12 protein-coding genes are annotated in these 16,624 nt (G+C 25.9%); 2 read left to right on the top strand and 10 right to left on the bottom strand.

Annotated elements, in window-relative coordinates; all coding sequences use genetic code 11:
* Positions 1-72: 72 nt before the first annotated feature.
* Entirely contained in the window at positions 73-1,797 is a 1,725-nt protein-coding gene (gene argS / locus U0T59_01130; protein XBC43527.1) for an arginine--tRNA ligase, read from the top strand.
* A gap of 207 nt (positions 1,798-2,004) precedes the next feature.
* Here the strand turns inward: argS and flhA are convergent, their stop codons facing one another.
* On the bottom strand, positions 2,005-4,098 hold the full coding sequence (gene flhA / locus U0T59_01125) for a flagellar biosynthesis protein FlhA (protein ID XBC43526.1): 2,094 nt from the start codon (positions 4,096-4,098) through the stop codon (positions 2,005-2,007).
* Positions 4,098-5,222 carry a flagellar biosynthesis protein FlhB gene (gene flhB, locus U0T59_01120; GenBank protein ID XBC43525.1) on the bottom strand — a complete coding sequence of 375 codons (1,125 nt, stop codon included), beginning with the start codon at positions 5,220-5,222 and terminating at the stop codon, positions 4,098-4,100. The genes flhA and flhB overlap by 1 nt, the downstream gene beginning before the upstream one ends.
* A 231-nt stretch (positions 5,223-5,453) precedes the next feature.
* Between flhB and U0T59_01115 the strand changes: the two genes are divergently transcribed.
* A complete protein-coding gene (locus U0T59_01115; protein XBC43524.1) occupies positions 5,454-7,166 on the top strand; it encodes a proline--tRNA ligase in 1,713 nt (570 codons plus the stop codon).
* A 302-nt stretch (positions 7,167-7,468) separates the two neighbouring features.
* Here U0T59_01115 and dnaE read toward each other — a convergent pair whose 3' ends face one another.
* The 8 genes from dnaE to rpsB all read right to left on the bottom strand — a co-directional run bounded on the left by dnaE (position 7,469) and on the right by rpsB (position 16,571).
* Complete coding sequence (dnaE, locus tag U0T59_01110) at positions 7,469-10,714, bottom strand: DNA polymerase III subunit alpha (protein XBC43523.1); 3,246 nt, start codon at positions 10,712-10,714, stop codon at positions 7,469-7,471.
* Positions 10,715-10,735: 21 nt separating this feature from the next.
* Positions 10,736-11,194: a 3-hydroxyacyl-ACP dehydratase FabZ gene (fabZ, locus tag U0T59_01105; GenBank protein XBC43522.1), complete on the bottom strand. Its 459-nt coding sequence runs from the start codon at positions 11,192-11,194 to the stop codon at positions 10,736-10,738.
* A gap of 185 nt (positions 11,195-11,379) precedes the next feature.
* Entirely contained in the window at positions 11,380-12,123 is a 744-nt protein-coding gene (gene uppS / locus U0T59_01100; protein ID XBC43521.1) for a polyprenyl diphosphate synthase, read from the bottom strand.
* Positions 12,124-12,168: 45 nt separating this feature from the next.
* On the bottom strand, positions 12,169-13,371 hold the full coding sequence (gene ispC, locus U0T59_01095; protein ID XBC43520.1) for a 1-deoxy-D-xylulose-5-phosphate reductoisomerase: 1,203 nt from the start codon (positions 13,369-13,371) through the stop codon (positions 12,169-12,171).
* A gap of 122 nt (positions 13,372-13,493) precedes the next feature.
* On the bottom strand, positions 13,494-14,051 hold the full coding sequence (gene frr / locus U0T59_01090) for a ribosome recycling factor (GenBank protein XBC43519.1): 558 nt from the start codon (positions 14,049-14,051) through the stop codon (positions 13,494-13,496).
* Positions 14,052-14,135: 84 nt separating this feature from the next.
* Positions 14,136-14,867, bottom strand: coding sequence for a UMP kinase (gene pyrH, locus U0T59_01085; protein XBC43518.1), 732 nt, complete (start codon positions 14,865-14,867; stop codon positions 14,136-14,138).
* A gap of 152 nt (positions 14,868-15,019) precedes the next feature.
* Entirely contained in the window at positions 15,020-15,829 is an 810-nt protein-coding gene (gene tsf, locus U0T59_01080) for a translation elongation factor Ts (GenBank protein ID XBC43517.1), read from the bottom strand.
* A 28-nt stretch (positions 15,830-15,857) separates the two neighbouring features.
* Entirely contained in the window at positions 15,858-16,571 is a 714-nt protein-coding gene (gene rpsB, locus U0T59_01075) for a 30S ribosomal protein S2 (GenBank protein ID XBC43516.1), read from the bottom strand.
* Positions 16,572-16,624 lie beyond the last annotated feature (53 nt).

The raw sequence follows: 16,624 nt of genomic DNA, 5'->3' as shown, positions 1-16,624 counted from the left end.
ATAACTTTACAGAAAAAAATAACTTATTCTAAAAAATTCAAATATTACAAAAAAAAATAAAATAAAACCAACATGAATATAAAATTAATATTAGAACAACACGTGATTCAAGCTTTAATAGAAAACAAAATAAACAACACTAATAATCTTTTAATTAATAGTACTCATCAAAAAAAACCATGGGATTATCAAATAAATGGAATAATTAAAATAGCTGCAACGTTAAACATAAATTCTTATAATCTTGCAAAAAAAATAGCTTGTAACATCAATATTCATAAAATATATCACAAAATTTACGTTTCTAAACCTGGATTTATTAATATCTTTTTGAATAACAAATGGATAATTGAGATGTTAGAAAAAAAAATGAAATCGACACGATTAGGTATTAAACGCGTAAAATCTAAAAACATTGTTATAGACTATTCATCTCCCAACATAGCTAAAGAAATGCATGTAGGGCACTTACGTTCAACAATAATAGGAGATGCTACAGCTAGAATAATGGAATTTCTCGGATATAATGTTATAAGAACAAGTCATATCGGAGATTGGGGAACACAATTTGGAATGATACTAGCTTACTTAAAAGAACAAAAAAAAACAATAACCATAAAAAATATAAATTTTAATAAGATTTATCAAAAATCAAAAATAAAATATGAAAACGATAAGATGTTTTCAAAAAAAGTGAAAGAATATACTTTAAAATTACAATCTGAAGATCAATTTTATATAAATATCTGGAAAAAAATTGTTGAAGCTACTATTAAAAATAATGAAAAAATTTATAAAAAATTGAACGTAACTTTAACTAAAAAACATATTGTAGGAGAAAGTTTTTATAGAAATATGCTACCTGAAATCGTAAATGATCTCAGAAAAAAAAAGATCGCAATAAAATGTCACGGCGCAACAATAGTATTATTAAACAATTTTAAGAATAGAAATGGAGAACCGCTTGGTGTTGTTGTCCAAAAAAAAGACGGAGCATTTCTTTATGCTACTGTTGATTTAGCATGTTTGAAATATCGTTGCGAAATTCTTCATGCTGATAAAATATTATATTATACCGATGTTCGTCAACATCAATATTTACTACAAATAATAGAAATAGGAAAATTAGCTGGATATATTCCAAATCATCCAATAGTAGAACATCATATGTTTGGCATGATATTATCTAAAAACAAACGTCCTTTTAAAACTCGATCTGGAGATAATATAAAATTGTCTGACTTATTAAACGAGTCAATAAAAAGAGCTAAAATTATTACAAAACAAAAAAACCCTAAACTTTCCACTAATAAATTATATTTTTTGGCTAAAAAAATAGGTATTGGAGCAGTAAAATATTTCGATTTGTCTAAAAATAGATCTACTAATTACATTTTTAATTGGGATAATGTTTTGTCGTTAAATGGTAATACAGCTCCTTACATACAATATGCATATACTCGAATATTATCAATATTTAAAAAATTAAATATTTCAATGTTTCGCATAAAAGGAAAAATTCAATTAAAAGAACAATGCGAAAAACAGCTAGGATTAAAATTACTGCAATTTGAAGAGATCATCTTAGAAACATCTAATAAAGGCATGCCACATATACTGTGTAATTACGTATATGAACTATCTACAATATTTTCAAGTTTTTATGAAACATGTTCTATCCTATTTTCTAAAAACATCGAAATTCGTAATAGTAGACTAATTTTATCGTCTTTAACTGCAAAAACAATAAAAAAAAGTTTAAATATTATTGGTATTTCCACAACAAACTATATGTAAATAAAGAAAAAATTTAACTATTTAATATATAATTGTGATATTTTAATATGTATTAATATTATTAAAATTAATAATATATTACATTATTATATATACAAACAGAGTGATACATAAACCTAAATATGTACCACTAAAAAACAAATTCAATTATAAATATGCCAGTATTATTATAAATATAAAAAATGAAATAAAGGAAAATAAACTTAATTAAGATCCTACAATATTAGTAATATGTATTTTTTTATCATTTTCTTCTAATTCTAAATTAGACAAAATCACCAAATTTGGAAATATTTTTAATAATATTTTTGATAAATATATACGTAATTTATGATGAACTAAAAGCACCATAGAATCACTCAGCGATGCCTGATTGTCAATTACTTTTTTTAGCTCTTTCAAAAAAAAGTTATATAACCCAGGTTCCAAGACACCACTACTATTACTTTCATCTTGAAAAGTTTGTAATAATATTTGTTCCAACTTGACACCTAAACCTATCACTTTCAGTTCATTATTTTTAAATACTTTTTGAACAATCAATTTTTGTAAAGCAATACGAACTAAGCTAGTTAGCGCCAATGCATCATTCTGATAAGAAGTAGAATTAATTATTAAAGTTTCTAAAATAGTTTGCATATCACTAATAGGAACACTTTCCAACAATAAGTTCTGAATAACTTTATGAAATGTTGTTAAACTAATTACGTTTGGAGTTAAATCTTCAACAAGTTTTGGAAAATATTTGCCAACATAATCTAACAAGTATTGAGCTTCTTGTCTTCCAAACAATTTGCTGGCATTATTTAAAATAATCTGATTAAGATGGGTTGCAATTACAGTACTGTCTTGAACAACATTATAACCCTTGTATTTTGCTTGATTAAGTAAAGATCGATCAATCCAAAACGCGCGAAAATTAAAAGTAGGATCAGTAGTTTCTTCTACTGGTAATGCCTCTAACACATTTTTTGAATCAATGGCTAAAAAATAACCATATTTGATTATTCCTTTTCCTGCTTCAATACCCTTAATCAATATACGGTAAGTGTTTTGAGGTAAATAAATATTATTTCTAATATGAATGAATGGGGGTAGAAATCCGATTTCTTTAGCACATTTTTTTCGTATGCGTCGAATCTTATTCAATAAATTATCTTCTGTTTTGCTGGTTATCATTGATACAAGATGACTACCTAACTCAATTCTTATAGAATCTTCTAATTTTACATCATTCCAAGTAGCATCTTTAGCATAATCAAAAACATTTTCCTTACTCTTTTTTAATGATAATTGTTCAAACTTTGAAGGGTTTTTATATAACAACCAAGACAACATGAATAATAAACTAGTAAATAGTAAAAAAATTATGTTCGGCATACCAGGAACTAATCCAAGAACTCCTAAAACAATTCCACTAAGTAATGCTACCTTAGGATTATAAAACAGTTGACTAATCATTTGTTCACTAACATTTTGATCTGTACTAACACGAGTGACAATGACACCAGAAGCTGTAGAAATTACTAACGCAGGAATTTGAGCTACTAATCCATCTCCTATCGTTAACATAGTATATACTTCTGCTGCTTTTGCAAATGGCATACCATGCTGTAGTATACCAATAATTAATCCACCAATAACATTAATTCCCATAATTAATATTCCTGCTATAGCATCACCTCTAACAAATTTACTTGCTCCATCCATTGAACCGTAAAAGTCAGCTTCTTGCGTAATTTCTAATCTACGATTTTTAGCTTGCTCTTCTCCTATTAAACCTGCATTCAAATCAGCATCAATTGCCATTTGTTTTCCAGGCATTCCATCTAATATAAATCTCGCACCTACTTCCGCAATTCTTCCAGCTCCTTTTGTAATAACCATAAAATTTATGATTACTAAAATAATAAATACCACAATACCTATTGCAAAATTTCCACCAACTAAAAACTGACCAAATGCGTGTATTACATTTCCAGCAGAATAAGATCCTATATGTCCATTCAATAAAATAATTCTTGTAGACGCAATGTTTAAAGCTAAACGCAATAATGTAGAAAACAATAAAATTATAGGAAAAGCAGTAAATTCTAATGTATGAACTGTAAACATAGCAACTAATAATATTACAATTGACAAAGCTATATTAAAAGTAAAAAATAAATCTAAAACGAATGGAGCTAAGGGTAACACCATCATTGACAAAATAATTAAAATTAATACAGGACCAGATAATACTTGCCATTGAATTGATTTTAGTTGTTTTAAGATGTTTGATAATGAAAAAGCACGAATCATTAATTTTTATCCTCTCCTAAAGTACGTAATTCTAAAGGAATAAAAAAGTTATTAGGTTGTTTAGGAAAAATTCCTCCTTCTTTTCTCCAACTTCTAATTTTCCACACCCATGCCAATACTTCTGCAACAGCTGTATACAATTTATTAGGTATGTACTGTCCAATGTCAGTATAATGATATAATACACGGGCAAGTGAAGATGAAAAAAGAACAGGAATAGAATGTTTATTTCCTATTTTTTGAATTTTTAGAGCGAGTTCACCAGATCCTTTTGCTAATATTTTCGGTGCTTTCATACTTTTCTCATTATATTGCAACGCAATAGCATAATGCACAGGATTGATAATAATTACATCAGATTTCGAAACATTCGACAACATACGACGACGTGCTATTTCTCGCATCATTCTACGGATATGAGATTTAATATGAGGATTTCCCTCTGTTCTTGTAAATTCATCTCTTACCTCTTGCCGAGTCATTCTAAGTTGCTTATAATGATTATATCTTTCCCAAAATACATCAAACACAACAATGGGAATTATAGTAACTAAAATAATTAAAATACACAAAAAAATTGTAAAAAAACTATCTTGCAAAACAAAAAAAACATTCTTATTTATAAAATTTAACGATTGTAAAAAAAAATAAGAAATATGAAAATAAACAACATAACCAACTAAAAATACCTTTAATATTGTTTTAAATAATTCTAAAATAATTTGACTTGAAAACAGTTTTTTAAAACCTGCTAAAGGATTTAATTTACTAAAATTGACTCTCAAAAACTGTATATGAAAATTAAAATTACTACAAATTATTGATAACAACGTAGTCAAAAACATAGGAAAAAAAATTATTTCAAACAAATGAAAAAAGGAATCAACATTAAAAATATACTTTTGTCTAAGAGAATCATGATCAAAAACTAAACTATAACGCATTATTTTTTCGAACGAAATTACTATATCCTTTTTTTTGAACCAAAATATCATTAAAGCACTAACCAAAATTAATAATGAATTTAATTCACGAAAATGTCTTTTATTACCTTGTTTTTTCGCTTCTTTTAACTTATGACTCGTTGGCTGTTCAGTTTTTTCTTCATTATTATCACCACCCACAATAACTACCTCGTGTTATTCAATAATTTATTTTATATATAATATATACTTACATAAATATAAAAACTATTTTCAATTATTTTACATAATGAAATTATAAATATACAAATAAAAAGTTTTTAAACATAACAATATCAAAAAAATAAAAAATTAAGCATTCGAAATCAACATAAATTTTAAATAACGTTTAAAATATATTATAAATATTATTTTATTTGAGAATTAAAATAAATGCGCGCTAAAAAATATCTATTTTTAACACTAAAAGAAAATCCTAAACATACAGATAGTATTAGTCATAAACTCATGTTACGATCTGGAATGATTCGGCAAAATTCTTCAGGTATATATACTTGGCTACCTACAGGATTACGAATACTAAAAAACACATATAAAATAATAAGAACTGAAATGCAAAAAATACATGCATTAGAAATTAAAATGCCAATATTACAATCTGAATTTTTATGGAATCTAAGTAACCGTAAGAAAATTTATGGAAAAGAACTATTTGAAATCTTAGATCGTAAAAATAATAAATTTATACTAGGACCTACTCATGAAGAAATAATCACCAATCTAATTAAAAACGAATTACAATCATATAAACAACTACCACTACTACTATATCAAATTCAAACAAAATTTCGAGATGAAATTCGACCTCGTTGTGGAGTGATAAGATCTCGAGAATTTATTATGAAAGACGCATATTCTTTTCACATAAATTCATTATCATTAAATAATACTTATAATTCAATGTATAACGCTTATAAAAACATATTTTCAAATATGAAATTGAAATTTCATATTGTAGAAGCTGATTCGAACTCTATGGGAGGAAACCAATCGCATGAATTTCAAGCATTAAGTAAGAATGGAGAAGATAGCATTGTATTATCAACTAAATCAAATTATGCAGCTAACATACAAGTAGCTACTTACAAAACAAGCGCTAATAAATGTCAATCATTAAAAATTTTAAAACAAATAAATATTCCATCAACTCTTCTGTATCACTCAAAAAAATGTTATTCACTAAAAGAAAATACCATTAAAACAATTTTAGTAAAACTAAAAAAAAACCAAGAACATAACTTTATAGCAATATTAATTAGAGGAGATCATGACATTAATGTAAAAAAAATTTCTAATATAGATTTCATATCTAATCCTGTAGTTTTTGCTTCTCAAAAAGAAATATCAAATATAACTGGAACTACACTAAAATTTCTAGGACCAATTGGTTTAAATTTACCTATCATAGCTGATTTTTCAGTAATTTCTCTTAAAAATTTTACCATTGGATCAAATACTACAGGAAAATATTTTAATAATGTTAATTGGAATCAACATCTTTCTATTCCAAAAAGCTTCGATATTAGAAACGCTGTAGAAGGAGACACTAGTCCTGATGGTATAGGAACATTAAAAATTAAAAAAAGTATTGAAATAGGTCACATTTTTCAATTAGGAGATAAATATTCTCAGGCAATAGGAGCTCAAGTTCAAGATCATACTGGATATAAAAAATTTTTAAAGATGGGATGTTATGGAATTGGCATTACACGGACTATAGCAGCTATAATTGAACAAAACAACGATAAGAAAGGTATTATTTGGCCTATTTCTATTGCCCCATTTCAAATAGCTATTATACCTATCAATTTTTATAAATCTAAAATAATACAAAATGAATCACAAATTATTTATCAAATTTTAAAAAATCATAAAATTACAACTATGTTAGACGATAGAAATGAACATCCTGGAACCATGTTTTCTGAAATGGAACTTATCGGTATACCTTATAGTATCGTAATTAGTGAAAATTTAATAAAAAATAATAAAGTAGAATACCATAATAGATATAATGGTACAAAAAAAATTATTTCTAAAAATGAAATAATTCAATTCATGATAAAAACAATAAAAAAATCATAACATAACATGGTTAAATTATTTTATTTTTTTAATAAAAAATTTAACCATAAAATAAACAATAACTTTTTTTAAAAAACTTTAACATAATCACATACTTCATTTAAATATTTTCTTAAAAAATATTCCACTAATAGTTGTTTTACTTAACTACTCTCAATACAATAAAATTATCATTTGCATTCGAAAAAATTAAATAAACAACATAATCCAATTTCATAAACTAAAACATATACATATACCAAAACATTTACAATTAACATTTACCGTTTTAAAAATAACATAAATAAAAAAAAAATAACTTGTTATACTATTATGCTACTTAAACTTAAAATTCGATTTGCTAATATTACGCATTTCTTATTCACTGAGTTAACTTTAACACAACCAAAAACAATCACTACCGAATCATTATTTAAATTAAGTTTATACCTATCTAAAATGGCATTAAATACTATGACATCAAGTCGAGAAAAATAATCTTCTAAAAAGAAAACCATCATTTTTTTATTTTTTTTTGTTATTGTGAGTTTTAATTCAGTAATCATACCCAAAATTATAACATCTGTGCCATTATTCAAATAACTTACATTTTTTACACGAATACATTTCGGATACTTATTTAATATATCTAAACATTGATCTACAGGATGTTTAGTTAAATAAAATCCTAAACAATCTCTTTCCCAATCAAGAATTAATCGTTTGTTAACATTAATATTAGTTAAAGAAGAGTCATTATATGTTTGTTTTAAGTCCTCTAGTAAAGATCCAAATAATTCTATCTTTTTTGATTTTTTCGATTGTACATATTGATGCGCTGATCGAATAATATTATTGCAATTATTTATTAATATAGATCTTGCTATCTTAAAACAATCACAACTTCCTGATTTAATTAATTTCTCAATCACTCTTTTTGTTAATTTTGACGAATCAACATACACACATAAATCAAATAATTCAGAAAAAATACCATAACGCTTTCTAGCTTTAACAATAGCAGTAACAACATTTTTTCCAATTCCTTTTATTGCGCCTAACCCATATATAATATTACCAAATTGATCAACTCTAAAATAATAATCACTGTTATTAACACTAGGAGCAATAATATTTAGTTTAATTCTTCTACATTCATAAATTAATGTCACTAACTTATCAGTATTATCTATATCAGCATTCATAGCAGATGACATAAATTCAGCTGGATAATACAACTTTAACCATAGAGTTTGATATGATATTAAAGAATAAGCAACAGAATGTGATTTATTAAATGCATATCCAGCAAAATTTTCTAATAAATTGAAAATACTCATTGCCAATTTAGAATTAATTCCATTCTTTTTTGCTCCTTCTTTAAACATAGTTCTTTGATATCTCATCTCAACAGGATCTTTTTTCTCCATAGCGCGGCGTAAAATGTCTGCACTACCCAAAGTATAATTTGCTAATACCTGCGCAATTTTCATTACTTGTTCTTGATATAATATAACTCCATAAGTTGATGTTAAAATGGGTTTTAATAATATATGTTGCCATTTTTTGTCAGGATAAAAAATTTTTTCATTACCATGTTTCCGATTTATAAAATTATCTACCATTCCTGATTGTAAAGGTCCTGGTCGGAACAAAGCTATTAAAGCAACTAAATCGTCAAAACAATCTGGTTTCAAACGGACAATTAAATCTTTCATTCCATAAGATTCTAATTGAAAAATACCTATAGTGCAGCATGATTGTAAAAAATAAAAACAATTTTTATCATTTAAAGGAATAAAATTAATATCAATTGGATTTTTTTTGCGCATCAACAAATTATAGTTAATTACTTTTACTGTATTATTTATTATAGTTAACGTTTTTAATCCAAGAAAATCAAATTTAACTAATCCTATTAATTCAATGTCTGATTTATCAAATTGAGTAATAGGATTGCAACCATTTTCATCATAATGTAATGGAGAAAAGTCAGTAATCTTCCCAGGTGAAATAACTAATCCTCCAGCATGTTTTCCAATATTTCGAGTAGTTCCTTCTAATTTCTTAGCAATATCAATCAATACCTTTACATCTTCATCAGAATGATACAATTTTAACAATTCTGATCGATTAGATAGAGCCTTTTTTAAGGTTATTCCTGGATCTAATGGAACTAATTTAGAAATACGATTCAAGAATCCATAAGGGAAACCAAGAACTCGACCTACATCTCGTATCACTGCTCTAGCCGTCAAAGTTCCAAAAGTAATAATTTGAGATACTGACTCTCGTCCATATATTTGAGAAACATGTTCAATGACTTTATCACGATTATCCATGCAAAAATCAATATCTAAGTCTGGCATTGAAACACGTTCTAAATTAAGAAATCGTTCAAATATCAAATCAAAGCGCAAAGGATCTAATTCAGTAATGTTCAAAGCGTATGATACTAAAGATCCAGCACCAGATCCCCTTCCTGGGCCTACTGGAATTGCATTTTTCTTTGACCAATTAATAAATTCCATAACTATTAAAAAATATCCAGGAAATCCCATTTTATTTATCACGTCTAGTTCCGACAATAAACGAGAAACATATTTATCTAAACAAGCATCTCGGATTTTTTTATCCGGATATAAATGAATAAGACGCTTCAATAATCCTTTTTTTGCTTTAATAACTAAATAATCATTAATACTATTACATCTTATAGGAAATTTTGGTAAAAAATGTTTATCAAATTTTAAAATTACATTACAACGCTTAGCAATTTCTACACTGTTCGAAAGTGATTCAGGAATATCTGAAAATATCTCTAACATTTGAACTTCATTTTTTAAAAATTGCTGTGATGTATAATCATGCTCAACTTTTTTATTATTAATTACATATCTTTGGTTAATATAAACACGAATTTTATGAACCGAAAAATCGCTTTCATTTAAAAAACAAACAGAATTAGTAGCTACCAAAGGTATTCCTTCTTTTACAGATAAACATTTTATTTCATCAATATATTCTTCTTCATTAGATTTTCCATTACGTGTAATTTCAAAATAATAAAAATTTTTAAAATACTTATTGTAAAAAAATAAACTTTTATACAACGCTAACTTATTATTTTGCAATATATTGATTCCGACATCACCATAACAACCACCTGACAATAAAATGATACCTTTACGATATTCAATTAACCATGTTTTTTTTATTATTATTCCAATAGTACTATCGTATCCACTATGATATGCTCGAGAAAGTAATAGAATTAGGTTTCTATATCCCGTATTAGTAGAAGCTAATAAAGTAATTTTAGATAATTTATTTAATGAAAATTCATCAACATACATATTAAAATCAACACCAATAATTGGTTTAATTCCTTTATATAATGCTGCTTGATAAAATTTAATAACGCCATGTAAATTACTAAAATCTGTGATAGCCATCGCAGGCATTCCAAACTTTGCCACTCGATTGACTAATAATTTAGGTTTGGATAATCCATCGATCATAGAAAAATCACTATGAATTCGAAGATGAATAAATTTTGGATCTGCCATTTCAACATTCCAATATAACATTTAAATAAAATTTTTTTTTAATTTTGTATCATTCATGACAGACATTTTTGTACTGCATACAACTCGATTTTTTACAAATACATTTCCTTGAAAGCGAATAGCATGAGTACGGATAGTAATAATATCTACATAAATTGTCATTGTTTCGCCTGGAAATATCTTTTTTTTAAATTTAGTACAATCAATACTAGAAAGATAAAATAGTTCCCTCTTACATAATTGAGGAGTACTTTTATATGCCAAAACACACGCTGTTTGAAATATGGACTCTAAAACTAATACTCCAGGAACTACAGGAAAATTTGGAAAATGTCCTTTTAAAAAAAAATCGTTTAATTTTACGTATTTTTTTGCAATAATATATTTTTTTTCTTTATATTTTATAATTTTATCAATAAAAATAAAAGGATTTCGATGAGGTAATAACATTAAAATATCTTTAAGTTTCAGTTTGCACATTTAAAAATCACAAAAAATACATAATAATGTTACTATTATAAATAAAAAAAGTATTCTTATAAGATTTTAAACAATATTTTTTTATAAATATTATATTCAAATTTTAATTTTGCATGCATAATAAAAAATTATACTTTTATATTCAAATTAATATCGCAGTAATCACAATAACTTACATAAAATAATTAATCTAAAGAACCAAAACGGCGCTTTCTATTTATAAACGAAAATATAGCTTTTTCAAAAATATTTCTATTAAAATCAGGCCAAAATATATTAGTAAAGTATAATTCCGAATACGCAATTTGCCAAATAAAGAAATTACTTAAACGATATTCACCACCTGTACGAATTACCAAATCTATAGGAATACAATTACTAATAGATAAATATTTAGAAATAGTAGATTCAGTAATATCGTCAATCAACAAATAACGTTTTTGAATTCTAAAAAAGACTTTTTTTACTGCTTCAACAATATCCCATTTACCACCATAATTAGCTGCAATATTCAATATCAAACCATCATTTTTTATTGTTAATTTTTCTACAGCACAAATTTTTTTTCTTAGGACAGAGTTAAACTTTGTAATATCGCCGATTACCTTTAAACGAATATTTTGTTTATTTAAATTATTAATTTCGTTATGCAAACCACTAAAAAATAGCTCCATTAATACCATAATTTCTAAGAAAGGTCTCTTCCAATTCTCACTGCTAAATGCATATAAAGTAAGAACTTTTAATTTATAAAAAAGAGAAAAAGATACAGCACGTCGAACTGCTCTTAATCCTGCTTGATGACCAAAAATTCGTAGCCTTCCTTTTTTATTAGCCCATCTCCCATTACCATCCATTATGATAGCTACATGTTGTGGTAAAATATTTTTATAATTTTTATTAATAGTTAAAAAGTGTTTTAATGACATAAAACTTGCTATAACCTTATTTAAATGAATAAAATAATCAAGCAGTCATATTTTATCTACAAAATTTGAAAGAATTTTTTGTGTTCTCATACGAGTTATTTTATCAATTTCTAATATTTCATTAAAAGTTTTAGGATTAGAAAAAGATAACAAATTTAATGTAGAATCAATAATTTTATAAATATCGTTGAATTTGATTTTTGAACATAAAAATGCAGAAACAGCAACTTCATTTGCAGCATTCAATATGATAGTAGAAGCATGTCCACTTAAAAATGCATTTAACGCTAATTTTAAACACGGATATTTTTTAAAATCTGGTTCTAAAAAAGATAACGTTTTAACTTTAGAAAAATCTAAATGAGGTAAACCAGAAACTACACGATCTGGCCAAAACATAGCATATGAAATAGACAATTTAATATCATTAATCGATAAATTAGCTATTATATTTCCATCGCAATACCTCACCATAGAATGAATAATTGATTGAGGATGAATAACTAATTCTATTTTAATATCAAAAGCGTGAAATAACAATTTTGCCTCAATATATTCTAATCCTTTATTCATCATAGTAGCAGAGTCGACTGAAATTTTTTTTCCCATACGCCAAGTAGGATGCGCACAAGCTTGACGAGGAGTAACATTGTTTAGTTTATGCAATGGAAAATTTAAAAAAGGTCCACCCGATCCTGTTAAAATCATAGATTTAATGCCATATTCACTAAGTTTTACTAATCCCAATCTTTTTTGCACGTCAATAGGTAAACTTTGAAATATAGCACTGTGCTCGCTATCAATAGGTAATAATATTGCATTATTGTTAACTACTTCTCTCATCAAAATACTATTTCCTATTACCAGAGACTCTTTATTTGCTAATAATACTGTTTTTCTAGATTTAACTGCATGTAATGTAGACATTAAACCTGCAGAACCAACAATAGCAGACACAACATAATCTACCGATTCTAAACTAGCAAATTTACAAGCCGCGCTACTGCCTGAAAGTACTTGAGTTTTAATATTTCTAATTTTAAGTTGTATTTTTAATTCCTTAGCTGCTTTTATATTTTTTAAAGAAGCCCATTCAGGAGAAAAAAGTTCGCACTGCTGCGTCATTACCTTAACATTTTTATGTGCAGACAAAGCAATAACTTTAAATAAATGAGGATTTCTTTCAACAATTAATAAAGTATTGACTCCAATTGATCCTGTAGAACCTAAAATAGCTAATTTTTTCATGATATCATTCCAATACTATATAAATAAAATGAATTCAATAAAAATATTTTTAATTAAGTAATTAATAAACGTTAAGAAATTTCAATATAGTAAATATATGATTTGCATATACAAGAAATTTATTATATTTTAATTAAATCTTTTTCTTTGTTTTTCAATATTTGATTAATTTTCTTTATAAAATCATTAGTTATGTTTTGAATATCGTTTTGCAATTTCCGTTCTATATCATGACTAATTAACTTATCTTTTAAAATACACTTTATTTTATCATTAGCATTACGACGAATATTTCTAACACATACTCGACTTTGTTCTGCAACACTTTTTGCTAATTTTATATAATTTTTTCTTCTTTCTTCTGTCAAAATAGGAAGTACTATTTTTATAGCACTTCCTATAGAAATAGGATTTAAGTTTAATTCAGAATTTTTAATAGCTTTTTCTACATCATTTTTAATAGAAATATCAAATAAATTAATTTTTAAAGTATTAAAATTTTCTATAGATATACTAGAAATTTTACACAATTGTACTTTTTTACCAAAATAATTTATGTAAATAGAACTTAAAATAGAGGGAGATGCTCTAGTTATGCATAGCGTATTAAGATGATTTATAAATAAAGTTATACAATTATCCATTTTTGTTATCGTAATTTTTTTAATATTTTCAACCATAATAGCCCCCTTAAAATATTTATCTACGAAATTAATATATAAAATATATAATCTTTAAAAATCTATATTGTAATGTTTAAATTACTAAAATTTAATCAACGTTCCTTCTCGTTTACCTTGTACAATCCGGCGTAAAATCCCTGGATTATATATATTAAAAATACAAATTGGCAATTTGTGATCTCGAGCTAATATAAAAGCAGATAAATCCATAACTTGCAATTCTTTAGTTAATGCTTCATCATAGGTTATTGTTTTATATAATACCGGATTAATATTTTTTTTTGGATCACTAGAATATACTCCGTTAACTTTAGTGCCTTTTAAAATAATATCAGCTTTTATTTCTATTGCTCGTAAACAAGCTGCTGAATCTGTAGTAAAACATGGATTTCCTAAACCTCCAGAAAATATTACTACATATCTATTTTTCAACCAATTTATAGCTTTTTCATAGTGATAAATTTCGCATATTGAACCAATTGGAATTGAAGACATTAAATGCGCATTAAGATTCATTTTTTTCATGGAATCACACAATATCAATCCATTAATAATAGTAGATAACATACCTACATTATCAGAAACAATTTTATTAATACCAAAATTTTTTAATTTCTTTCCTCGAAATATATTTCCTCCACCGACAACAATACCTACTTGTATCCCTAAATTCGCAATATCTTTTATTTCTTTTATAATACAATTTAATGCATCTACATCTACTCCAAATTTGTTACTACCTTGTAAAGATTCACCACTCAATTTTATTAATATACGTTTAAATTTAAATACTTTATTATTTTTTTTTTTCATGTATAACTCATTACTAAATTAAATTTAAGAATATAATGCTTGCCAAAATCTATATTACTTTAACAAAGAAGTATATTAACCGCCATTAGGCGGTTTATAAAAACGATTAATTATGTATTTTAAATTACATGCTCCTTATAGTTAATAAAATCCTATTTACAAATTAATTCTCCAACTTCAAATCGAACGAAAGAAACAATATCAATATTATTTTCTATAACAATTTCACCCACGGTTTTTTGTGGATCAAAAATAAAATTTTGACCAAACAATGATTTTTCATTAGAAAATTTAATCATTCGTCCTTTTACTATCTTTTCTACAATTGATTCAGGCTTATTAGATTGCATAGCTAACTCTAGTTGTATTTTGTATTCTCGTTCTATAACAGCACTAGGAATTAAATCAGGTCGTAGATATTCAGGTTTACTAGAAGCAACATGCATAGCAATATTTTTCATTAATGCTTGATTACTTTGTGATGTAGTTTTTATTAAAACACCAATTCTACGATGATGTAAATAACTATTAATATTGGTTCCATGCAATATTACTATGCGACGAATAACAATATTTTCACTCAATTTTGAGACTAAATGTACTCTTTCTTCTTCAAATAATGTTTTCAGTAATGATGAATCATCATTTGTTCGTAAAGTAATAGCACGATGTATTATATTTCTTCCAAAAGAAAGAAAACTATCTTCTTTTGTAACAAAATCAGTTTCGCAATTTAATTCTACCATAGCAGCACATTTATTATTAGAACCTATAAATATAACACCATAAGAGGTAAAAAATGACTGTTTTTGTTTCGCTTTTACACAACCTAATTTTCTCAAAAAATCAACAGACTTTTCTATATCTCCTTGTGTTTCTATCAACGCTTTTTTACAATCAAGTATTCCTGATCCAGTTTGGATACGTAATTTTTTTACTAAAAGTGCAGTAATTTTTTTCATTAAACATCCTTATATAGATTTTATTATTTTAGTTGTTAGATGCTATATCATACGATTGATCGCGAAAATAACATTTTAATATAGTTTTAACAACAATGCTAAGATATAAATTGATTGCTCTAATAGCATCATCGTTACCTGGAATAATAAAATCTATCCCATCAGGATTAGAATTAGTATCTACTATAGAAAATACCGGAATTTCTAAATTATTTGCTTCTCTTATAGCTATTTTTTCATGCTCCGCGTCTATTACAAACAATGCGTCAGGTAAACTTCCCATATTTTTAATACCGCCCAAACTATTTTCTAACTTCGACAGTTCGCGCATACGTAATAACGCTTCTTTTTTTGTCAATTTGTTAAAAGTCCCATTTTTAGATTGTAGTTCTAAATCTTTTAATAACTTTATGGATTGACGTACTGTTTTCCAATTTGTTAACATTCCACCTAACCAACGACGATTGACATAAAATTGTTTACAAGATATCGCAGAACTTTTAACTATCGCGCTTGCTGCTTTTTTTGTACCTACAAATAATATTTTTCCTTTTTTTAATATAATCTTTTTTAATTCAGATAAAGCAATATTAAACATTAATAAAGTTGTTTCTAAATTTATAATATGAACTTTATTTTTTGATCCAAAAATAAAAGATTTCATTTTAGGATTCCAATAACGAGTCTGATGACCAAAATGTACACCTGCTTTTAACATATCTTTTATCGATATAACAGACATAAATACTCCAAAACGAATGTGAATAAATTAACCAGATAACCTGACGTATTAAA

The organism is Buchnera aphidicola (Meitanaphis flavogallis) (assembly GCA_039830035.1).
Classification (GTDB): Bacteria; Pseudomonadota; Gammaproteobacteria; order Enterobacterales; family Enterobacteriaceae; genus Buchnera_B; species Buchnera_B aphidicola_AZ.
Note: the sequence above shows the minus strand (reverse complement) of the source record. Positions and strands in the feature narration are given on the sequence as shown.

Coding starts and splice junctions, on each gene's coding strand:
- argS (XBC43527.1), top strand. CDS start 73: ATGAATATAAAATTAATATTAGAACAACACGTGATTCAAGCTTTAATA.
- flhA (XBC43526.1), bottom strand. CDS start 4,098: ATGATTCGTGCTTTTTCATTATCAAACATCTTAAAACAACTAAAATCA.
- U0T59_01115 (XBC43524.1), top strand. CDS start 5,454: ATGCGCGCTAAAAAATATCTATTTTTAACACTAAAAGAAAATCCTAAA.
- dnaE (XBC43523.1), bottom strand. CDS start 10,714: ATGGCAGATCCAAAATTTATTCATCTTCGAATTCATAGTGATTTTTCT.
- fabZ (XBC43522.1), bottom strand. CDS start 11,194: ATGTGCAAACTGAAACTTAAAGATATTTTAATGTTATTACCTCATCGA.
- uppS (XBC43521.1), bottom strand. CDS start 12,123: ATGTCATTAAAACACTTTTTAACTATTAATAAAAATTATAAAAATATT.
- ispC (XBC43520.1), bottom strand. CDS start 13,371: ATGAAAAAATTAGCTATTTTAGGTTCTACAGGATCAATTGGAGTCAAT.
- frr (XBC43519.1), bottom strand. CDS start 14,051: ATGGTTGAAAATATTAAAAAAATTACGATAACAAAAATGGATAATTGT.
- pyrH (XBC43518.1), bottom strand. CDS start 14,867: ATGAAAAAAAAAAATAATAAAGTATTTAAATTTAAACGTATATTAATA.
- tsf (XBC43517.1), bottom strand. CDS start 15,829: ATGAAAAAAATTACTGCACTTTTAGTAAAAAAATTACGTATCCAAACT.
- rpsB (XBC43516.1), bottom strand. CDS start 16,571: ATGTCTGTTATATCGATAAAAGATATGTTAAAAGCAGGTGTACATTTT.